This is a genomic window from Lysinibacillus sphaericus (genome assembly GCF_005217585.1).
Lineage (GTDB): Bacteria > Bacillota > Bacilli > Bacillales_A > Planococcaceae > Lysinibacillus > Lysinibacillus sphaericus.
The window spans coordinates 1,542,207-1,564,661 of the sequence record NZ_SZPT01000002.1 but is presented as its reverse complement, the minus strand read 5'-3'; the positions used below and the strand labels follow the sequence as shown (position 1 = coordinate 1,564,661).

The following is a 22,455-nucleotide window of genomic DNA, read 5'->3' as shown; positions in this document are numbered from 1 at the left end:
ATGGAATCAATCAACAAAATCCTTGTAGCCAATCGGGGAGAAATTGCAATTCGAATTTTCCGTGCGTGTACGGAGCTCAACATTCACACAGTCGCTATTTATTCACGTGAGGATAGTGGAGCATTCCATCGCTTTAAAGCGGATGAAGCTTATTTAGTAGGGGCAGGCAAGAAACCAATCGATGCGTATTTAGATATTGAAGGCATCATTGCAATCGCTAAGGATGCAGGCGTTGATGCGATTCATCCAGGGTATGGTTTTTTATCAGAAAACGTGGAATTTGCACGTCGTTGTGAGGAAGAGGGCATTTTATTTATTGGTCCAACTTCACAACATTTAGATATGTTTGGCGATAAGGTAAAAGCGCGTGAACAAGCTATTAACGCAGATATTCCTGTTATTCCGGGTACTGATGGTCCAGTTGCTTCAGTAGAAGAAGTACAAGCTTTTGGTGAACAATACGGATACCCGCTTATGATTAAAGCTTCTTTAGGTGGCGGTGGGCGCGGCATGCGTGTCGTGCAAACAAAGGACGATGTAGCATCTGCTTATGAACGTGCCAAATCAGAGGCAAAAGCAGCCTTTGGGTCTGATGAAGTGTATGTAGAAAAATGCATACTTCACCCAAAACATATTGAAGTTCAAATTATAGGCGATAAAATGGGCAATATTGTGCATTTATATGAGCGTGATTGTTCGATTCAACGTCGCCATCAAAAGGTTGTAGAGATTGCGCCATCGAATTCAATTTCAGAAAATTTAAGAAATAGAATTTGTGATGCAGCAGTTCAAATAATGAAAAATGTCTCGTACATAAATGCAGGGACAGTTGAATTTTTAGTTGCGGGCGATGACTTTTATTTCATCGAGGTAAACCCTCGAATTCAAGTAGAGCATACAATTACGGAAATGATTACAGGCATTGATATCGTACATGCGCAAATTAAGGTAGCGGCAGGCTACAGCTTGCATAGCGAAGAAATACACATACCGCAACAAGCGAATATTCCGATGATTGGTTATGCGATTCAAGCACGTGTAACAACTGAAGATCCAGCGAATGATTTTATGCCAGATACAGGGAAGTTAATGGTATATCGTTCAAGTGGTGGCTTTGGCGTTCGTTTAGATGCAGGGAACGGATTCCAAGGTGCCGTTGTTACACCGTATTATGATTCATTGCTTGTGAAAATTTCAACATCAGGTATGACTTTTAAAGAAGCGGCTGCGAAAATGGACCGTAACTTAAAAGAATTCCGTATTCGCGGGGTAAAAACGAATATTCCATTTTTAAATAATGTAGTAACGCATAAAAATTTCTTAGAAGGTTCGTTTGACACGAGCTTTATTGATACAACGCCTGAATTATTCAATTTCCCTGTGCGACAAGACCGCGGGACAAAGCTGTTAAGTTATATCGGTAATGTGACGCTAAATGGTTTCCCAGGGGTGGAAAACAAGGCCAAGCCAATTTTCTCACAGCCTATTAAGCCACTTGTGGATTTGAATGGGCAGCCGTTATCGGGTACAAAGCAAATTTTAGATGAGCAAGGTGCAAACGGTTTAGTGCAGTGGATTTTACAACAAGATGATGTGTTATTAACAGATACAACGTTCCGTGATGCACATCAATCCTTATTAGCTACGCGTGTGCGTTCACAAGATATGTATCAAATTGCAGATGAAACATCACGTATGATGCATAATTTCTTCTCGTTAGAAATGTGGGGTGGCGCAACGTTTGATGTAGCGTATCGTTTTTTAAAGGAAGATCCATGGGAACGCTTAGCTAAGCTACGTGAGCAAATACCGAATGTGCTGTTCCAAATGCTATTGCGTGGGGCGAATGCTGTAGGCTACACGAACTATCCCGATAATTTAATTCGTGCGTTTATTGCTGAGTCGGCTGCATCGGGTATTGATGTCTTCCGTATTTTCGATAGCTTAAACTGGATTAAAGGGATGGAAGTTGCCATTGATGCAGCAAGAGATGCAGGGAAAATTGCAGAGGCTGCGATTTGCTACACAGGTGATATTTTAGATGACGGACGTGCAAAATACTCCGTGCATTATTACAAAGATATGGCGAAGTCGCTAGAGGCGTCAGGAGCCCATATTTTAGCGATTAAGGATATGGCTGGGTTGTTAAAGCCGGAAGCTGCTTACCGCTTAATATCGGAGCTTAAAGAGGCGACAAGCCTACCAATTCATTTGCACACGCATGATACAAGTGGCAATGGGATTTATTTATATGCAAAAGCAATCGAGGCAGGGGTAGATATTTTAGATACTGCACTCGGTGCAATGGCAGGTTTAACATCACAGCCAAGTGCTAACTCTTTATATTATGCGATGAAAGGTAGTAAACGCGAAATTCGTGCAGAGATTGAATCGCTTGAAAAGCTTTCTTATTACTGGGAAGATGTGCGTAAATACTATAAAGATTTCGAAAGTGGCATGATTAGCCCTCATTCTGAAATTTACGTCCATGAGATGCCGGGTGGTCAATACAGCAACTTACAACAACAAGCAAAGGCTGTCGGATTAGGCGATCGCTGGGATGAAGTAAAACGCATGTATTCACGTGTCAACCTATTATTTGGAGACATTGTGAAAGTGACACCGTCATCTAAAGTAGTCGGTGATATGGCATTATTTATGGTGCAAAACGAATTAAATGAAGAAACCGTTATAACGAGAGGGAAAACGATTGATTTCCCTGATTCCGTTATTGAATTTTTCCAAGGTTATTTAGGGCAACCACATGGGGGCTTCCCAGCGGAACTTCAGAAAGTGGTATTGAAAGAGCGTGAACCAATTACTGTTCGACCAGGTGAACTGTTAGAGCCTGTTAACTTTGAACAGCTAGAGGAAGTATTGGCGGATAAATTAAATCGTCCTGTTACGAAGAAAGATATACTCGCTTATGCACTTTACCCGAAAGTATTTGAAGAGTATGCGAAAACGCTAGAGTCCTTCGGTAATATTTCAGTGCTAGATACGCCAACGTTTTTATATGGCTTAAAGCTAGGCGAAGAAATTGAAGTAGAAATCGAAAAAGGCAAAACGTTAATTATTAAACTGGTATCGATTGGTGAACCACAGCATGATGGTACACGTGTTATTTACTTTGAATTAAATGGTCAATCGCGCGAGCTTGTCATTCAAGATATGACGGTAGAAGTGGATGGCAGCATAGCTCTCAAGGCAGACCCAAGCAATCCGAACCAAATTGGGGCAACAATGCCAGGGACTGTATTAAAAGTCGTTGTATCTAAAGGCAGCCCTGTCAAACGTGGTGACCACTTGTTAATTACCGAAGCCATGAAAATGGAAACAACTGTACAGGCACCAAAGGATGGTATAGTGAAAGAGGTATACGCAAGTGCAGGAGATGCCATTTCAACAGGTGATTTATTAATTGAAATTGAATAATGAACGATAAAAAAAGGTTATTAGTAGCTATATTGTAGCGCACTAATAACCTTTTTTCTTAATAGTAGAAAGTGCTTAAGGCATGTTATAAATCCATTTTCATAACAGATGGTTTGAAAAGAGCATTAAAGCCCACTTTCTTTCTAGACATTCAGCGTCTTTAGCCATTGCACTGACTTAGCCACAAATAGGTTGCAATTGTCTACCGTTTTATTGCTGAAGGTGGCCTATTCTTTAACTACGAAGACATCAAAAAAATAATATAATCCAGTTGTTTCTTCGAAAAAATTAAAGGCACGCATTATTTTGAGGTCAGGAGGAAGGATGTGATGGAAAATAAAAAAGATTCGACAGCAACGTGTCGAATCCTTTTCGAATGTTATTTATTTTTTTCATTATAATTGCTACGTGCTACGAGCATAATCATGTAACAAAGAAGGCCGAATAAAAGTGAAATGAACAATGAGTGTAATAAAGCTACTGTTAAATTCAATCGAGTAAGGACTACTAACATACCTGCTAAAACTTGTAGAATAACGATGATGAAAGCAGTAATCCAACCATAATAAATAACACGTTGTTGTTTGTATTCTTTTATAGCGTGCCAAGTTATGTATGTAATCCAAATGAAAATAATGATAGCTGCCAGTCGATGTCCCATTTGAACCCATTCGTACATATTGTTTGGTTGAGCAAAAGGTGTTTCATTGTAGCAAAATGGCCAGTCAGGACATACTAAACTAGAATCTGTATGTCGAACAAGTGCCCCTGTATAAACGACTAAATAAGAATAAATTGTGACAGCGATTGTATGCCAACGTAGCTTTTTCCCAATAAATACGTTATCTGCATCAAACTTTCGATCAACTTCAAATACAATCATAGAAAGAAGAAGAACGGCTGCAAAAGAAATAAGCGAGATTCCAAAATGCAGAGCTAGAATGAAGTCTCCTTGTCCCCATAATACTTGAGCTGCTCCAATAAGTGCCTGTGCAATTAAGAAGAACATCGATAAAAAACCTAAAAATTTTACTTCACGAATATGACCAAGTTTCCGCCATGTCCAAATTGTTAGAACGAGAATTGAGATGGATACGACTCCTGTAACAAGACGATGAGAGAATTCAATTAATACTTCTGTTGTAATTTCTTTTGGGATAAGAGAACCATTACAATCTGGCCAGTTTCGACCACAGCCCAAGCCACTATCTGTTTTTGTAACAAGTGCCCCGCCAAGTAAAATAAGGAGCATTCCCAGTGTAGCGGCAACAGCAAACCACTTCATATACCTGTTATGTTGCATAAAATGAGTCACCTACTTTATCTATCAATATTACATGAAAGTAATGTTTCTGCTACTAGATGATATCTAAAATACAATTAAAATACAACTTGTAAAGAGAAGGGAGTAATAGATGTCGATTCCATTTCACAAATTGTTCATAATTTCGTACTTTAACCTTCACAATTCATTTTAGAAAATGTTTTACTATAGATATGTTGTTTTTAATTATATTTCTAGACAAAGCTAATTTTTACAACTTCATCTAAATTTCACTAAACGTCTAGAAATCAATCGCAAATTTCGCTATAGTTATTGTTAGCGGAATATGCTTACAAAAATGAAAGGAGAGGTAACATGTCAAACGGTCGTACGTTATCGGCTACTAGAAACACTGATCCAGAATCAACATCTGTTGTAAAAGATTTCTTAGCTCTGATAAAAATTGGAATCGTTAACTCGAATCTTGTCACAACGTTTACAGGGATGTGGCTGGCATTTCAGTTTACTGGTAGACATTTCTTGCAAGAGCTTAATGTCATCGTTTGTATCATGCTGGGTGCGGCATTAATTATTGGCGGTTCTGGTGCAATGAATAATTTCATTGACCGAGATATTGATCCCATTATGAAACGAACGAAGTCAAGACCGACAGTTACAGGTAGATTTAAGCCGAATTTTGTATTGACCATTGCCCTCTCATTTTTAATTGTAGGTGAAATTTTGTTATTTACGGCATCATTTGCAGCCGGCATGTGGGGACTAGTAGGAATATTCGCTTATGTTGTTCTGTATTCAATGTGGTCAAAAAGAAAGCATGTTAGTAACACGATAGTCGGAAGTATTTCGGGGGCGATTCCACCTGTAATTGGATTTGCAGCTGTTGAACCTGCACTCGGCCCAGGAGCACTTGCTCTCTTTCTTATTATGTTTGCATGGCAACCACCGCATTTTTATGCGCTTGCTATGAAACGTACTGAAGAATATCGTGCAGCTAATATTCCAATGCTACCAGTAGTGAAAGGTTTTAAACGAACGAAGTACTCAATGTTTTTCTGGATTCTTTTATTATTCCCGTTACCGTTCCTATTACCTGAGCTTGGAATTGGATTTTTAGTGCTTGCGACTACTTTGAACTTAGGCTGGTTAATACTAGCTTTAAAGGGCTTTACCACAAAAGATGATATGAAATGGGCAAATAAAATGTTTATTTACTCATTGAATCATATGACGATCTTATTTGTGGCAATTATAATATTTGCGGTGTTCAGCTAAATTTAGGGATTCTTTCTTTCACAAGAATTCATATAGACAGAACCAATGTCCTAGGTACACATGAAAATACAACAAAGAAAGAGGGGTTTAATTAAGCTATGATGAAAGGGCTTAAAAAGTGGCGTCTTTTTTCACTTCTAGCAGTGATGATGGTTTTCCTTTCAGGTTGTGGTGAAGATTATATTTCTGCACTGAAACCATCTGGTCAAGTAGGTAAAGAACAATTCAACCTATTATTGTTGGCTACTGGAATTATGACGTTAGTTATAGTTGTAGTATCTGTTATCTATTTACTTGCATTCTTAAAGTTCCGCCGTTCAAAAGTAGGCGAAAATGTTATTCCTAAGCAAGTAGAAGGTAGTCACACACTTGAAGTAATTTGGACAGTTATTCCTATTATTTTATTATTAATCTTATCTGTACCGGTTGTTACAGCTACTTATAAATTTGCAGATGTTGCTGCAATGGACGAAGTAGATGAAGCAGGTAACAAAACGGCTCTAACAGTAAACGTAACTGCAAAATTATACTGGTGGGAGTTCGAATATCCTAACCAAGGGATTGTAACAGCTCAAGAATTAGTTGTACCAACAGGTCAAAAAGTTTACTTTAACTTAAAAGCTGCTGATGTTAAGCACTCATTCTGGATTCCCGCGATTGGCGGTAAAATGGATACGAACGTAGAAAACTTAAACAAATTCTACTTAGTATTTGATAAAGAATCAGCAGATCTTAAAGATGGCGTATTCTATGGTAAATGTGCTGAGCTATGTGGCCCTTCACACGCACTAATGGACTTTAAAGTAAAAACAGTTAGCCCAGAAGCATTTGATGCTTGGGTAGCAAACATGAAAGCAACTGAAGGACAAACTGCTTCTAAAGATTCAACTGATTTAGGTGAAGCAACATTTGCTAACAGCTGTTTAGCTTGTCACGCTGTATCTGGCGTAGGCGGTACTGGTGGCGTTGGTCCTAACTTAACTACATTCGGTGACCGTAACCGAGTTGCAGGTTTCTTAGACCATAATGAAGAAAGCTTAAAAGCATGGATTAAAAATCCAGGAGAATTCAAACCAGGTAACTTAATGATGAATCCTGAAGGTACTGCACCAGTTTATGGTGATTTAACTGATGAAGAAATTCAAGCTCTTGCAACTTACATCATGGGCTTATCAGTAGAGAAATAATTTTTGTTTATGTAACAAACTTTGAGGGAGGTAAAAGTTGTGAGCTCATATACACAGAAAAAGGGCTTTGGAGCAGCTGTCTGGGATTACATTACAACTGTTGACCATAAAAAGTTAGCTGTAATGTATTTATTAGCCGGTACATTGTTCTTCGCTATCGCTGGTTTTGAAGCGTTATTAATGCGTATTCAGTTAATGAAACCAAATAACGATTTCGTGTCAGCTGGTTTTTTCAATGAATTATTAACGATGCACGGAACAACAATGTTATTCCTTGCTGCGACTCCATTACTATTCGCATTTATGAACATGCTTGTACCATTACAAATTGGTGCACGTGACGTTGCATTCCCGTTCCTTAACTCGTTAGGGTTCTGGTTGTTCTTCCTAGGTGCTGTATTCCTTCACCTGTCATTCTTTATGGGTGGCGCTCCTGATGCGGGCTGGACATCTTATGCATCATTATCTTTATATTCTCCAGGTCATGGTATTGACTTCTATGTACTTGGTTTACAAATTTCAGGGGCAGGTACGTTAATTTCAGGTCTTAACTTTATCGTTACGATTATTACAATGCGTGCTCCAGGTATGACATTTATGCGTATGCCATTATTCACTTGGACTACATTAGTAGCAAGTGCATTAATCTTATTCGCATTCCCTCCATTAACAATTGGTTTATTAATGATGTTAGTTGACCGTATGTTCGGTGGTAACTTCTTTGACCATACAATGGGTGGTAACACAGTAATTTGGGAACACTTATTCTGGATCTTCGGACACCCAGAAGTATATATTTTAGTATTACCAGCTTTCGGTTTATTCTCGGAAATTATCCCAGCATTCTCTCGTAAGCGTCTATTCGGATACTCTTCAATGGTATTCGCAACAATTTTAATTGGTTTCCTAGGCTTCATGGTTTGGGCTCACCACATGTTCACAACTGGTCTTGGGCCAACTGCGAACGCAATCTTCGCTGTTGCAACAATGGCAATCGCCGTTCCAACAGGTATGAAAGTATTCAACTGGATCTTAACTATTTGGGGCGGATCTATTAAAGTTACGACACCAATGCTATATGCACTTGGTTTCATCCCGTCATTCGTTGCGGGTGGTGTTACTGGGGTAATGCAAGCATCTGCTCCACTTGACTACCAATTACACGATTCTTACTTTATCGTTGCTCACTTCCACTACGTAATCGTTGGTGGTATCGTTACGGCTTTATTCGGTTCAGCGCACTTCTACTGGCCAATTTTCTTCAACCGTATGTTAAACGAAGCGCTTGGTAAATTGACTTTCTGGGTATTCTTTATCGGATTCCATTTAACATTCTTCGTGCAACACTTCTTAGGTTTAATGGGTATGCCACGTCGCGTATTCACTTACATGGAAGGTCAAGGTTGGGATCAGTTCAACTATATTTCTACAATCGGTGCATTGATGATGGGCGTAGGGGTTATCTTAATGGTAATCAACTGCTTAATGTCTATCAAAGGTAAACCAGCAGGTCGCGATCCATGGGGCGACGGTCGTACTTTAGAATGGTCAATTCCACAACCAATTCCATTCTACAACTTCCGTCAAACACCACTTGTTCGTGGTCTAGATCCATGGTGGATTGAAAAGCAAGAAGGAAATAAAGAAGTAACATTTGCTGAGCCAATTGGTGATATTCATATGCCAAACAACTCTGCAATTCCATTCGTTATTTCTTTAGGTTTATTTATCGCAGCATTCGGTGCTCTTTATAATGCAGATGCTGATAAATCATGGTCAATTTATGTGTTAATTATCGGTCTTGCTATTACATTTGGTGCAATGATTGTCCGTTCTGTTAAAGACGATCACGGTTTCCACCTACACAAAGAAGACATTCTTGAAATTGAAGAACAACTTTACGGTAAAGGAGGAAATAAATAATGGATTACAATACTAAATTTACTCCTCATACTTGGCCAGACCATCCTGAACAAGCAACGATGGAAGGTAAAAATAAAATCGTTGGATTCTGGATTTTCCTTGCCTGTGAAGTTGTACTTTTCGCAAGTTTATTTGCTACTTATTTAGCACTTAAGAACAAAGGGCCAGCTGGCATGGAGTTCACAACACAAGGTTTATTTGAATTACCGTTAGCATTTGCTATGACGATGTTATTATTAACATCTTCACTAACTTCAGTTTATGCAATTTACCATATGCGTAATTTTAATTACAAAGGTATGCAAACTTGGTTAGCAATCACTTTACTTTTAGGTCTTGGCTTCCTTGCCCTAGAAATTTATGAGTTCCAACACTATGTGCATCTTGGTTTCACATTTGACCAATCTGCATTCGCAACTGCGTTCTATACGCTAGTAGGTACACACGGTTTCCACGTATCTTTAGGGTTAGTTTGGATTACAACTTTACTTATCCGTAACGCTAAACGTGGTCTTAACTTGTATAATGCACCTAAGTTCTTCGTGGCTGCCTTATACTGGCACTTTATTGACGTAGTTTGGGTATTTATCTTTACAGCAGTATACTTGATGGGAGTGATCGGATAATATGTCATCACATGATACACCTGTAGTTGCTAAGTCTCAAGCTCAATTTGAATATGATCGTCATCATAATGCCGTTCATATGCGTAAACAAGTAATCAACTTTGCGATTATGATTTTCTTAACATTTATCGCATTTGCTGTTGTTGCAGCTGGTTTTTCTAAATACTTTATAGCGCCATTTGTACTATTGCTTGCAAGCGTTCAAGTTGTCCTACAACTTTATGCTTTCATGCACTTAGAAGACAAAAAAACACACTTCGGTGGTGTGATTGCATTCTTTATGTGGATGGGAATATTAATCGCATTTACATTCTTCTTAGCATTTTTAACAATTATTTGGTGGTAATCACCAAAAATGAGCATGTTCTCTGCAATTTGCAGAGACGTGCTTTTTTCGTTTATAAACAGAAATAGATCGCTTGTAAATTGTTCACCGTTCGTTCATTGCAGTATAGCTGTAAGCGTTTTATAATGGGAGTACTGAAGTTTTGATTACGTCTCGGTATAAATAGGTCTTTATTTATAGTGTCTGCTTTTTAAATCTAGGACATGTGCCAGAGGCTTAACTTTGTTTGTAGAAGTTTGTTTCCAAAATAAGTAGAATGTTTTAGCGTGCATTACACTTTAGGTGTTAGCAATGTATGCTGAAATAAGGTAAAGGAGCGCTAATAGTATGCCACTTAGTATATTTGGTTTCCAAGCTTTATGGAGCCCGTATTTAATAGGGGTTCTCGTTTTTATAACAGCAATCTATTTTTTAGTGACAACGAAATGGCGTAAAGATTTTAAAGTCAGTGAGCCGCTGAAAAAAGGTGAAGCGATTTATTTCGTATTGGCAATGATTACGATTTATATTATAAAAGGCTCTCCAATAGATGTTATGGCTCATATCATGTTTACGATGCATATGGTGCAAATGGCTATTCTTTTATTACTTGTACCAATTTTCCTTATTAAGGGTATTCCTTGGTGGGTATGGAAAGTTGCGATTGAAGCGCCAGTTGTCAAATCATTATTTAAAGTGTTAACATTACCAGTGGTTGCGATATTTGTTTTTATTGGTCTATTTTCTTTCTATCATTTACCGTCAGTTTTAGACTACATTAAATTAAACGAGACGTTACATGGTACATATACTTTTGTATTATTTGTTTCTGCTGTGTTAATGTACTGGCCTTTAATTCAAAAAATGCCAAATAGCTCTGAAATGAAACCTTTGCATAAATTGGCTTACATTATTGCCAATGCGGTTTTAATTACACCTGCGTGTGCATTAATTATTTTCGCACCGAATGCAATGTATGAAACGTATACGAGTGGTGAAGCATGGTTAAAGGCAATGGAGTTATGTGTGCCGGCCTCCACTTTATCTAGCTTATCATTATCTGGACCAGAGCTATTTACAGATATGAAGCCTGTGGCGGATCAGCAACTTGGTGGAGTGCTTATGAAAATATTGCAAGAAATTATTTTTGGTGTATTAATCGGGGCTATCTTTACAAAATGGTATCGTTCTGAGCAAAAAGATCCTGATAAAATTACTGCCGATGCATTAAAAGCACACCAACAGAAATGGGAAAGAGAACAACATCAGCTTTAATAAGAAATTTATATTGTATAAGGGGTTTTGTGAATGGAATTGCAAATTTTGCCTACTATAAGTACATCATTTATCGTGATAAGTGCAGTACTTGTAGCAATTGGTTGGGGCTTAATTATAAAGGGAAAAGTAGAAGCGCATAAAAAAGTTATGTTAGCTGCTGGTGTTGCTGCACTTTGCTTCTTTATCATCTATGCTTCACGTACGATCTTTATTGGTAATACAGCGTTTGGTGGCGGTGAGGATTTAAAACCTTATTATACATTTTTCCTAATTTTCCACATTACTTTAGCAACTACTGGGGCAGTGTTTGGGATTGTTAGTATTATTTCAGGGTTAAAAATGAACATTAAGCTTCACAAACGCATTGGACCAATTACTAGTATTATTTGGTTTTTTGTAGCAGTCACAGGTGTAATGGTATACATGTTGTTATATATACTATTTGAACCAGGTGAAACAACGTCTGTTATTAAAGCAATTTTAGGATTTTAACGCAAAAATCTCCCTCCTTACTCTTTTGTAGGTGGGAGATTTTTTATAGAAGGCTGATTGAATAAAGATAGTGCTACGACAACAAGTAAAGGACCGATTAAAATACCGAGAAAACCAAATATTTTAAAGCCGACAAACATTGCGATAAAAGTGGAAAGTGATGAAAGCCCGATCTTGTCTCCTATAATTTTTGGTTCAATCATGCGTCGTATTAAGAAAAGAATGACTGTCAGCGCAATTAAGGCAATTGCAAAGACATAGTCACCTGTAAAAGCTTTGTAAATTGCCCAAGGTACTAGCAAAATAAACGAGTCTAAAAAGGGGATAATATCTAATACGACAAGTAAAAGTGCTAATATGAATGGAAAAGGTGTTTTTAACAAGTAAAATGCGATTAAGGCTACTGCAAAAATGCAAACACCCACGAGTAATTGTGCCTTCACAAAGCCGAATAATGCCACTTTCACTCGTTCCCCAATAAAGAGTATTTTTTGTTGGTAATGAAAGGGGATAGGAGTCAGAAGTTTTCGATTAATTGCAGGTAAATCTAAAAGCAACATATATAACACAATCCAATAAACGAAAATATCAAACAATTGATTTGGGATATGTGTCAGTATTGATGACCAAACATTTATATTTGTTAATGAAAGGGCAAATTTTTCAATGGAAGAAAGTGCTCGTGCTATCATGAATTGAATTTGTGTTACGAGATCTAAAGGTAAATGATACGTATAGTTAGCTAGTTTAGATTGAATTTGAATCCAGAGTGCTGATAATTGGTTAAGGTAATCTGGAATATGAATAATAATCGATGAAAATTGTTTCCAGCTTATAAAGCCTACCAAAATACATAGTAATAGCGTTATGCAAAAAAATAATAACCAAAAAATGGAGACGATGATTTTTCGTTTTTTTCGAAAGCGTTTGCTCATTCGGATAATGAGAGGTTCTAATAATAATGCGGTTACATAGGCAAGAAGTATGGGAAAAGATAAGGATAAAAACCAAAGTATAATCAATCCTAAAGCGATAACGATTATTGGATGACGAAAAAAAGGTTGTTTAAGAAATTGTATCAAGAATCTCACCTACATCATTTGAAAGATATTGTTAGTATGAGAAGAAAAAATTTTTTTACTCAAAATAAAAAAGACTGGACCACCAGTCTTTTCTTGATACATATCTATTTGTTATGACAAGCTCGCATTTTTAAAAGATTGTTGTCGCATCGAGGCAACTCTATCGTTAATAAGATGCAAGTGGTGAAGGCATTGGCTTTCACAAGAATGTCGTTAGCGCTAATTATGCGTTAACAGGCTCCAATGCTTTTTTATTAGAAGGAGATTCAATTGCGAATGCTTCTAAGTCTAATCTTACTTTGTTTAAGATTTCGTCACATTTTTTGACAAGGTGAGCTGGGAAAACTTCATCTGCACCATACTCAACGCCGTGTGGATAGTAGTATTTACCAAGAACTGGTTTCATTAATGTTAGAACGGCATCGTGTGCTCCAACATCACCAGATTGCGCATAGGCGAATACGCGTAGGTAGTAACGACCTTCACGAGTATCAAAACGACGGTCAAAAGTCATTCGTTCGTAATCCCAAGCACCGTCACATTCTAAACCATTTTTTTTCATAATGTTTTCAATCAGTTCTTGGTCAGCTGTTAAATTTTCAAGGTTAGTGTTCTCAAAATACATCTAATAATCCTCCTTTAGCTTTTTATACAAAGTATACGCTCATTTTTATAATAGAGCATATTCGACATTGTTGCAATGACAACATTGTGTCAACACGTTTACAATTGATATAATAACTTACAATAATGGTGAAGAAAAGGAGTCGTGTATGAAAGCTTTATTTCGCATTTTAATTGCCTGTGCAACAATTGCGTTTATCGGCTTTATGTTCTTTAATACTGCAAAAGAAAATGAGCCACTCGAAGGACCAAATGCCAATTCGAATATTATTCCAAAAACAGAGCTGGAGCAGCCAGATGTAGGTGCGATGTCCCGTCCGCAAAGTGGTATGTCGACATTCATTGGACAAGGAACTCAGATGATTGTAGAACAATACGGTGAACCAGCAAGAAAAGAACCTTCGTCATTTGGTTACGAATGGTGGGTTTATAACACAAGTGTGTCAACATTTTTTATGCTAGGTGTGCAAAATAATATCGTGACACAAGTATACATAGCCGGAGATAAGTTGGATGCTTCACCTTTTAAAATTGGTCAGAAGCGCGACGATATTTACCGAATGACAATTATTGACTATGAAGTAGCAGCGAATGTAGGAGAAAATATTTTCATTTTTTCTATGAGTGAAGAAGATATGCAGACAAGACTACTCGTTAAATTTGACGGGCTTTTTGCACAGCTTTATGTTGATAGCGAAACAGGTGAGCTACAAGGCGTTCGCTTTACAGATAGTGAGACGTTAGTACTACATCAGCCTTATGAAATGATTTATCAAGGTGAGCTTGTGAGTCCAACACCTCCATCCTCCTTTTTACAACAGGAAATTAATGAAGCAAGTGCTAGACAGCTTGATGATTTAATTAACGTCACGCGAGCTCATCACCATTTAGCGCCATTGGAACGTGATGAAAAATTAGAAGAAGTGGCAAAACTACACAGTGAAGATATGAAGGTACAAAATTTTTCTGGTCATGAATCACCAACGAACGGCGATTTAAAGAAACGTTTAGATGCACAGGGTATTGTTTTTAATAATGCGAATGAAAATCTAGCGACTGCGTACTTCGATGCTATTGAAGCAATGCATGGTTGGCAAAATTCACCAGAACATCGCAAAGTCATTTTAAATGATAAATATACGGTAGTAGGGTCAGGTGTCTTTTTAAATTACTATACCCAAATTTTTATGGAACCTACAAAGCAAAAGGATGACAGTGAGAAAGATGCAAGCGAAGAATCGTTTGAGAATTCGGATGAATAAGGTGCCAGTCACTCACACAATTTTAGAGAATGTCTTGATTACCTCAAGACATTCTTTTTTTGTGCTTAACACTTTCAAATTGAATGGTTTTTCTTTTTCGTCTAGGTTATGGCGTGCAAGATTGCACCGTTTTTGGCACTTGGAGCCACCTGCATTTTTCGTCACACCGTTATAAAGGCCGTCATATGATAGAGAACTGAAAGGAGGAGAGACCTTGCAATTAGCTGAGCTATTGAAAGATTGGCCATGTAGTGTAACCGGTGGATCCATTCGTACAATAATTACTGGTGTTGAGGATTATGCACAGGCGGTGAAGCCTGGAGATATCTTTATTGTACGGAAAGGGAAAAGGACATCGGGCAGTCGTTTTGTCAAAGAAGCACTGGCAAGGGGTGCGGCGGCCGTTGTATCCGAGGAAAGTATTGCCATACCATTTAACGATCAAAATATCCCGTTTGTGTGGGTGCCCAATACGGCATTGTTTTTATCTTATGCAAGTGCAAAACTGGCCGCTTTTCCGGCAGAGGCATTATCAGTTATCGCCATTACAGGAACAAATGGAAAAACGACAGTGAGCCATTTTGTGAGCCAATTACTAGAAGCTGTACATAAAAATGTAGCAGTTATTGGAACAGTGGGCTTCTTTATTAATGGACAAAAACAACAAACTGAATATGAGCAATTAACAACACTGCAAGCAAAAGAGCTACATCCCATATTAAAACAATGTGTACGACAAGGTGTGACACACGTTGTGTTAGAAGCATCCTCAATGGGTTTGCAACAGCATCGATTAGATCATTGTGATATTGACTGTGGTGTATTTTTAAATTTATCAGAGGATCATTTAGAAGACCATGGGGGACTTGAAGCATATAAGCGTGCCAAAAAGAGGCTAGCAGATTTATCGAAAAAATTAGTGTTAAATGGCGATGATAATTTCTGTCGTTCCGTTGGTATTTACGATAAGAAAAAATCATGCTCATTCGGTTTTGACAATCACAATGATTTACATATCCAAATTGTGAGTGAATCCGTTGGAAAAACAGTTATCTGTCTGCAAACGACAGCAAGTGAGCACATCATCGCTATCCCCTTTGTTGGTAAATATCATGTGCAAAATGCAGTAGCTGCACTAATGGCGGTGTGGCGTCTAGGTTTCTCCATTGATGAACTTGCTGAGCATATGTGGGCGCTAAAGCTTCCGGAGGGCAGACTTGAGCGAATTGATAACCCGCTTGGTATTGATGTATATGTAGACTACGCACATACAGCAGAAGCATTGCAGGCTGTACTACAAACTTTCGATAGTAAGAAGACCATTTATCTTGTATTTAGTTGTGGCGGTAATAGAGATAAGGCAAAACGATTTGCCATGGGGGCTGTGGCAAGTAAGTATGCAGATGTAATTTTTTTAACGACTGATAATCCGCGTGATGAGGACCCGATAGTCATTAATGAAAGTATTATTGCAGGTTTCTCTGAACAGCAATACTATGAAATTTTTTTGGATCGTAAAGTAGCGATACATCAGGCATTGGCAAAAGCACAAAAAGGGGATATTGTTCTTGTTGCCGGAAAAGGGCATGAACAAACGCAGCAAATAAAAAATCAAAAATTCCCTTTTTCCGACCAACAATGTATTAAAGATTATTTTTCAGAAGTTAAGACGGACGGCGCTGAATAACGAAGAAAGTAGCGGTAGCAATCGCCAGTTTACGCCCTGTCTCATCCTCGATATCACATTCCATAACTAGCGTTTGTCGCCCTTTATGAACAAAACGTCCTCGTGCGATTAACTCTTTATTGGTCGTGGTTGCTATATACGAAATGTTTAGATTAGTAGTCACAACATTAAAGCCTTCTGCAACAGAACGTGAAGCTAATCCTCCCATTGCTGCATCAGCGATTGTTGCAATAATGCCTCCATGTGGGACTTTAATAGTATTATGAATAACGGGCGTAATAGGTATTCGTACTTCACTCACTTCGGGTTTAAAGTTGCCTACCATATGTAAAGCGGCATTTATATAACGTCGATGTATGCCTTGTTGTTTATCGCGAATGCCATTGAGCAAGTGTAGCAATACTTCCTCATCCTCCGCTGTACTATGTTGTAAAATAGTAGCGAGTAATTCTTCAATTTGCCCTTTAGATGATGTACCCAATTATAAAACTCCTTTATTTAGAAATATCAATAATGTAAAATTACCATAAAATCTGTTATGATGGGAAATAGATTGGGGGAATTAAAATGATGATGACCTCTGAATGGGCAATCATTTTGGATGAGGCCGATGCGCTTTGTGAAATGATTCTTTCCTCTGAACCTGCGCATACGCTAAAGCTCGCGTATAATGCTGTCTATAGTGATACGCAATTAGTCGAAGCTATTTATGCATTTGGTCGCATGAAGGAGCAATACGAAGATGTACAACGTTTCGGAAAATATCATCCGGATTATCATACAATTATGAAATCGATTCGTCAGCAAAAGCGAGCACTCGATTTAAATGAAAAGATTTCAGCATTAAAGTTAGCTGAAAATGATTTTCAAGATTTGCTTGATGAAATAAGCTTGCTTATTGGTAAAACCGTATCGGAAGCAGTGAAAGTACCAGTTAGCAATCCGTTCTTTGCATCGAATTCTTCATGTGGAAGCGGTTGTGGCACAGGTGGCTCATGCTCTTGTTCAGCATAATTAAGCAGTGCGAATTAACATTGCTTCATGTCTATACACAATACCTCTCGAGGTGTTGTGTCTTTTTTTGTGAAAATTTATAAAAGAATCCTTCTTTTTAGGAGGGGGGAGCAAATCATCTTATTTGTATATGATATTGGTTGATTGGGGCGCATGGAACGTAAAGCAACATGTTTTATTTCTATAAGTTTAAAAGTACGTCAAAACGACATCGCGCTATTTTTTTTGCAAGAAAAATTATATAGTAAGTGTGTAAGTAAAGTTGGAAAAAGGGGTCAATGAAATGAAAATATATCGAATTGCTGTGATACCAGGAGATGGTATAGGGAAAGAAGTAGTGCCTGCCGCAATAGAAGTTTTAGATAAAATTGCACAATTAGATGGAAGCTTTAAATTTGAATGGACAACATTTCCTTGGGGGTGTGACTATTACTTAGAGACAGGTAAAATGATGCCTGATGATGGTATTGAAATATTACGAGGCTATGACCAAATTTTTTTAGGTGCAGTGGGTATGCCTGATTTAGTACCAGATCATATATCTTTGTGGGGCTTGCTGATTAAAATTCGTCGTGAAATGAAGCAGTCCATTAATGTCCGTCCAGCAAAGCTTTTACAGGGCTTACCATCGCCGTTGCGTAATCCAAATAACTTTGACTTTGTTGTTGTCCGTGAAAATTCAGAAGGGGAATATTCTGAGAGTGGTGGTCGTATGCATAGTGGGCAGGATGAAATCGCCATTCAAAATGCAATTTTTACGCGAAAAGGAACGGAACGGGCTATGCGATATGCCTTTGAAATGGCTAAAACACGTCGCCAGCATGTAACGAGTGCGACAAAATCGAATGGATTAACATACAGCATGCCTTTTTGGGATGATGTTTTTGCGGAAGTTGCAAAAGATTATACAACGATAGGACATACGACTAATCATATTGATGCATTAGCTGCCTTTTTAGTCATGAAACCAGAAAACTTTGATGTAATCGTTGCTTCCAATTTATTTGGTGATATTTTAACAGATTTAGGTGGCGCTATTATGGGAAGTATTGGCATAGCCCCGGCGGCTAACTTAAATATTGAACGGGACTATCCTTCGATGTTTGAACCGGTTCATGGGTCTGCACCTGATATTGCTGGAAAAGGAATTGCCAACCCACTTGGGCAAATATGGACAGGTAAAATGATGCTTGATTTTTTAGGCTATCAAGAACTCGGCAGTAAGGTGTTAAATGCAATGGAAGCTACTTTAGCTCAAGGCATAAAAACGGGAGATTTAGGAGGAACGGCTACAATGAGAGAGGTAACGGATGCAATTTTAAATCAGTTATCATAAGCGTAACTAAAAAAATTTAAGGAACAGAGGAAAGGTGTTCATAAATTTTTGCTATATGGAGAACTTAGCTATCTAGTTGTTGGTAACGGAGGCGGTGACTCCTGCTCAGAACGCACACAGCGTAAGACGCTGGCATTTTGCGCGTTAGCGAGGATTGCAGCTTACTGTGCTGAGCGGAAAGCACAGTCGAAGCGGACAACAACGGCGCAGCAAAAAAGGTGTTAGATTGACTGCCATCAATCTAACACCTTTTCTCTTTTGTCCTAGACTCTTTTTGTCTTTAGTCATGTTGTACTAGTAATTCAACTGCGATATCAGGGCGATCGGTAATAATACCTTTTGCGCCGTTATGGATTAATTTATTCATAGTCACTAAATCGTTAATTGTCCAATAATGAACTGGAATATTTAAGTTGTTTAAAAACTGAATAAACTTTGGTGAATCGAGTGACACGACACCTGACTTTGGAGGAATTTGGAATACATCTACTTTTGGATGATATAAATGTCCGAATTGACTTGAGAATGAAGCGAATGCTTTACGAACATCAGACTCACCTGCGCCAAGTGCGACTTGATTTTGTGCATATAAATTAAAACGGTCAATCTGTTCACCATAAAAGCTAGTGACAACAACTCGATTCTCTACGCCTAATTCTTCTATTAATCGCCATAGTTTTGAAGGCATTAAACTACCTTCATACGTATCTGGTGCATCTTTAATATCAATATTGATTAACATATTTGGATAGCTTTCTAGCAGTTCACGTAATGTAACAACGTCAACTTTTGTATCCCGATAAGGATATTCGCCTGCTAAATTCTCGAACTGATAACCATGATTTAATGCGTTTATTTCTTCTAATGTCATTTCTGATACTGCACCATAACCTTCAGTTGTACGGTCTACGGTAGCATCATGGAAGACGATAATTTCTTCGTCTTTTGTTAAGCGAATGTCTATTTCAAAGCCGTCTACACCTAGTTGTGCCGATTTTTCAAAAGCAAGCATTGTATGCTCGGGTTCTAAATGTGCTCCGCCGCGATGTGCCAAAATAATCGGGCGATCAAATTGTAATGCTTGTTTCCCTTCACGCTGTTGAGGTTTAGAAATAGCTTTACTACCTGCCCAAGCAGCTGCGCTGGCTGCTGCTATTGCAATAGCTATCTTCGTTTTCTTACCCATATTCGTCCTCCTTAACAATCAAATTAATATAAAAGGTGCTGGCGAATTCACTTGCAATGTTTTAGCTAAAGCACTTTTATCTAGCATGAGAGAATGTAAATCTGTCGATAAACGCGCTATGCTTTTCCATTATAACGGAAAAATGAGCGTTCTGTCAGCTAAACTCTGTTGCTATCATTTTCCGGTCTATGGTATGCTTTTATGTAAGAAATGAGGGAAAACTATATGAACGAACGACAAGGGCTAATCGTTTACGTCCATCAATTAAAACATGCGAAATCACTTCGAAAATATGGTCATGTTCATTACATTTCTCGTAAGCAAAAATATGTAGTACTGTATTGCGATCGAGAGGACATTGAAATGATGACAATAAAATTACAACGCCTTCCATTTGTGAAAGACGTTGTGGAATCTTATCGTCCCTTCGTTAAAACTGAGTTCGAAAATGCAAAGCCGGATAAAGCGAAGGAATATGACTATAAAACGGGCCTATAACATTAATTTAATGCTGGGATATAGTGATGTAGTCTCATTATTCCAATTAAGTATTGATAAAATAGTTTTGGCTCCGAAAATATAGATGAGTGCTTTATTTCTACAACAACCGCTTTTCGACCCAGTTGTTCAATACTTTCTTCGAACATGATTTGACGCTTTGAAGGCTTGTCCTCTTGAAATGGAATTCCTTCGCGACAAATATAAATCGGCATGAATTTACTTTCTCCGACTGGTTTTAAAGCAATAGCTAAAGAAGCAACCTTTTTATCTTCTTTTGTAGACGTTAGTATAAAGGCTTGGTGAAAGCGACCTTGATTTGTTTTAATAATTTCAAGTAGTTCATAAACATCGCCATAGCCTTCTCCTAATTCTATAAATTGTTGTGGCATATATATTGCACATCCTTTCCAATACACATAGTATCATGCTGCGGGAGGTCAAGCACATGAAATTTGCAATGAGTTTCTTTACAATTTTAGTATTAGTCGTTACAGGTGTGTTGTTTTTCCAATATCAGGCATATTCTTCTGATTTAGAATCAGGAAACGGTGGTCCATTCCACTATTCGCAAGAAATTGAGATTGTGTATCGTGAAAATAGTCTTGATATTCGTCATCATTTTAAAAATTTACCAAATCAAAAGGTGAAAATTAAATGGCCGGACGATGCAACAAACCCAACATGTTTTATCGAGAATGAAAATAGTTGTAAACGTTTATCGGAGGAAGCATCCTATTTTGCTAAAGGCGAAACAAAATCACAATCTGTTTCATACATAATCCCTATTGAGGGCGGACTGAAAGACAAAATGCTTCTTCAAAATGTATTTGCTACTTTAACGAATGGCGAAGTATCTTATTCTGTCATTCATATTTCAACAGATAGTAAAACTGTTGGTCAATGGATTACAGGTTTACCTTTAGTAGGTCAGCAACAATTATCACTTGTTAACTATACGATGTTTAGTGGAAACGGTGCAGTGAGTGATATTTATTGGCAGGCTGGTAATTTAAAGGCACAAGAACAGACGCCTGTTTTAACAATTTATGCACAGCAGGCAATTTCAAACGATTTCTTAAAATCACTTGAAAATATCAAGTTTTTAAATGATGAGCACATAGCGATTATTCAAGAGAAAAATCCTGTTGCCCAACATGATGAACGTTTATTATTTTTACCGACGCTAACACCTCAAGCGGTGGAGCAGGAAGTGATTCTTTCGCAAATTCAATCGCAATATACATTTGAAAATTCACCGGCATGGTTAGCGGAAGTTGTGGCATCCTATTTAGTGAAGGATTCAATTGGCTCAGATAAGTCAAAGGCAATTGTGAAGACATTAAAAGAGTACATGACGTCAGATCAACAGGTGGCATGGAAAGATGCGATGCACAATCTTGGACAAGAGCCGATATCGCCGGTTTCAATGGACAAGCTATTATCAACGGTATTGAATGCAAAAACTTCGTATTTCCAATTGAATGCAAGCCAAGAAAATGGTACGTATCCATTATTATTGGAAGATGAGCGTAGTATTTATGTAGATGGCACAATTAAAAAAGATGTTCATGTTATTTTATATGAGGGTCAAGTATTATACAGTGCTGATACATTGCTACCATACCTAGGTTATACAGCTAGTGAAGGGAAAAACGGCTATTATGTAAATAGTGATAATCGAACATTCCGTTTCCCAAAAGAATCTGGATTTTACGTGTTCAATCAACGTAGATATTCCACAATCTCTGATCCAATTATAAAAATTGTGGATCATTATTATGTAGAAGAAGCTTGGTTACAACGTCTATTTTTAGTAGAACTACAAAAAAGTGATGGTCGTATTCAAGTGTTAACACAAGAACAAGAATAATTTTTTGCAGCGGAGGATGTCTTTCGCTGCAAAAATGCTTTCTATATGTAGCAGAAAGTACGGTGAATTA

General features: G+C 37.8%; 20 protein-coding genes. 14 read left to right on the top strand and 6 right to left on the bottom strand.

Features of this window, described 5'->3' with window-relative positions:
• Complete coding sequence (gene pyc, locus FC748_RS13065) at positions 1 to 3,435, top strand: pyruvate carboxylase (protein WP_108029486.1); 3,435 nt, start codon at positions 1 to 3, stop codon at positions 3,433 to 3,435.
• A 379-nt stretch (positions 3,436 to 3,814) separates the two neighbouring features.
• On the opposite strand, the gene FC748_RS13060 is transcribed toward pyc, so the two are convergent.
• A complete protein-coding gene (locus FC748_RS13060; protein ID WP_024362178.1) occupies positions 3,815 to 4,738 on the bottom strand; it encodes a COX15/CtaA family protein in 924 nt (307 codons plus the stop codon).
• Positions 4,739 to 5,074: 336 nt separating this feature from the next.
• Here FC748_RS13060 and cyoE point away from each other — a divergent pair, with 336 nt between their 5' ends.
• From cyoE to FC748_RS13025, 7 genes are all read left to right on the top strand, one after another.
• Positions 5,075 to 5,992, top strand: a complete 918-nt coding sequence (cyoE, locus tag FC748_RS13055) for a heme o synthase (RefSeq protein ID WP_024362177.1) — start codon at positions 5,075 to 5,077, stop codon at positions 5,990 to 5,992.
• A gap of 98 nt (positions 5,993 to 6,090) precedes the next feature.
• Positions 6,091 to 7,179, top strand: a complete 1,089-nt coding sequence (gene coxB, locus FC748_RS13050) for a cytochrome c oxidase subunit II (RefSeq protein ID WP_024362176.1) — start codon at positions 6,091 to 6,093, stop codon at positions 7,177 to 7,179.
• 39 nt (positions 7,180 to 7,218) lie between these two features.
• Entirely contained in the window at positions 7,219 to 9,102 is a 1,884-nt protein-coding gene (ctaD, locus tag FC748_RS13045; protein ID WP_024362175.1) for a cytochrome c oxidase subunit I, read from the top strand.
• On the top strand, positions 9,102 to 9,728 hold the full coding sequence (locus FC748_RS13040) for a cytochrome c oxidase subunit 3 (protein WP_024362174.1): 627 nt from the start codon (positions 9,102 to 9,104) through the stop codon (positions 9,726 to 9,728). Before ctaD ends, FC748_RS13040 begins: the two co-directional genes overlap by 1 nt.
• Before the next feature lies 1 nt (position 9,729).
• On the top strand, positions 9,730 to 10,074 hold the full coding sequence (locus FC748_RS13035; RefSeq protein WP_024362173.1) for a cytochrome C oxidase subunit IV family protein: 345 nt from the start codon (positions 9,730 to 9,732) through the stop codon (positions 10,072 to 10,074).
• 327 nt (positions 10,075 to 10,401) lie between these two features.
• Positions 10,402 to 11,328 carry a cytochrome c oxidase assembly factor CtaG gene (gene ctaG, locus FC748_RS13030; RefSeq protein ID WP_025218742.1) on the top strand — a complete coding sequence of 309 codons (927 nt, stop codon included), beginning with the start codon at positions 10,402 to 10,404 and terminating at the stop codon, positions 11,326 to 11,328.
• A gap of 33 nt (positions 11,329 to 11,361) precedes the next feature.
• The gene (locus FC748_RS13025) at positions 11,362 to 11,823 is read left to right on the top strand and encodes a DUF420 domain-containing protein (RefSeq protein WP_024362171.1); all 462 of its coding nucleotides are present in this window, start codon (positions 11,362 to 11,364) and stop codon (positions 11,821 to 11,823) included.
• 17 nt (positions 11,824 to 11,840) lie between these two features.
• On the opposite strand, the gene ytvI is transcribed toward FC748_RS13025, so the two are convergent.
• Together ytvI and FC748_RS13015 are read right to left on the bottom strand one after the other, a co-directional pair.
• On the bottom strand, positions 11,841 to 12,905 hold the full coding sequence (ytvI, locus tag FC748_RS13020; protein WP_080653308.1) for a sporulation integral membrane protein YtvI: 1,065 nt from the start codon (positions 12,903 to 12,905) through the stop codon (positions 11,841 to 11,843).
• Between the two features lie 223 nt (positions 12,906 to 13,128).
• Positions 13,129 to 13,530 (bottom strand): YugN family protein, encoded by a 402-nt coding sequence (locus FC748_RS13015; RefSeq protein ID WP_024362169.1) that lies wholly within the window; start codon positions 13,528 to 13,530, stop codon positions 13,129 to 13,131.
• A gap of 148 nt (positions 13,531 to 13,678) precedes the next feature.
• On the opposite strand from FC748_RS13015, the gene FC748_RS13010 reads away from it, so the two are divergent.
• A complete protein-coding gene (locus tag FC748_RS13010; protein WP_108029487.1) occupies positions 13,679 to 14,791 on the top strand; it encodes a CAP domain-containing protein in 1,113 nt (370 codons plus the stop codon).
• A 214-nt stretch (positions 14,792 to 15,005) separates the two neighbouring features.
• Positions 15,006 to 16,478 (top strand): UDP-N-acetylmuramoyl-L-alanyl-D-glutamate--2,6-diaminopimelate ligase, encoded by a 1,473-nt coding sequence (locus FC748_RS13005; protein WP_024362167.1) that lies wholly within the window; start codon positions 15,006 to 15,008, stop codon positions 16,476 to 16,478.
• Here the strand turns inward: FC748_RS13005 and FC748_RS13000 are convergent.
• Positions 16,456 to 16,959, bottom strand: a complete 504-nt coding sequence (locus tag FC748_RS13000) for a PaaI family thioesterase (protein WP_025218745.1) — start codon at positions 16,957 to 16,959, stop codon at positions 16,456 to 16,458. The two genes, FC748_RS13005 and FC748_RS13000, sit on opposite strands and share 23 nt — an antisense overlap.
• A gap of 86 nt (positions 16,960 to 17,045) precedes the next feature.
• Between FC748_RS13000 and FC748_RS12995 the strand changes: the two genes are divergently transcribed.
• Together FC748_RS12995 and FC748_RS12990 are read left to right on the top strand one after the other, a co-directional pair.
• Positions 17,046 to 17,492, top strand: a complete 447-nt coding sequence (locus FC748_RS12995) for a YlbF/YmcA family competence regulator (protein ID WP_024362165.1) — start codon at positions 17,046 to 17,048, stop codon at positions 17,490 to 17,492.
• A gap of 283 nt (positions 17,493 to 17,775) precedes the next feature.
• Positions 17,776 to 18,828 carry a tartrate dehydrogenase gene (locus FC748_RS12990; protein WP_024362164.1) on the top strand — a complete coding sequence of 351 codons (1,053 nt, stop codon included), beginning with the start codon at positions 17,776 to 17,778 and terminating at the stop codon, positions 18,826 to 18,828.
• A gap of 280 nt (positions 18,829 to 19,108) precedes the next feature.
• On the opposite strand, the gene FC748_RS12985 is transcribed toward FC748_RS12990, so the two are convergent.
• Positions 19,109 to 20,014: a glycerophosphodiester phosphodiesterase family protein gene (locus tag FC748_RS12985; RefSeq protein ID WP_024362163.1), complete on the bottom strand. Its 906-nt coding sequence runs from the start codon at positions 20,012 to 20,014 to the stop codon at positions 19,109 to 19,111.
• Between the two features lie 225 nt (positions 20,015 to 20,239).
• On the opposite strand from FC748_RS12985, the gene FC748_RS12980 reads away from it, so the two are divergent.
• Complete coding sequence (locus FC748_RS12980) at positions 20,240 to 20,512, top strand: YlbG family protein (RefSeq protein WP_024362162.1); 273 nt, start codon at positions 20,240 to 20,242, stop codon at positions 20,510 to 20,512.
• 2 nt (positions 20,513 to 20,514) lie between these two features.
• On the opposite strand, the gene FC748_RS12975 is transcribed toward FC748_RS12980, so the two are convergent.
• Entirely contained in the window at positions 20,515 to 20,904 is a 390-nt protein-coding gene (locus FC748_RS12975) for a DUF7147 family protein (RefSeq protein WP_024362161.1), read from the bottom strand.
• Positions 20,905 to 20,960: 56 nt separating this feature from the next.
• Between FC748_RS12975 and FC748_RS12970 the strand changes: the two genes are divergently transcribed.
• Positions 20,961 to 22,385: an RNA polymerase II gene (locus tag FC748_RS12970; protein WP_107895669.1), complete on the top strand. Its 1,425-nt coding sequence runs from the start codon at positions 20,961 to 20,963 to the stop codon at positions 22,383 to 22,385.
• Positions 22,386 to 22,455 lie beyond the last annotated feature (70 nt).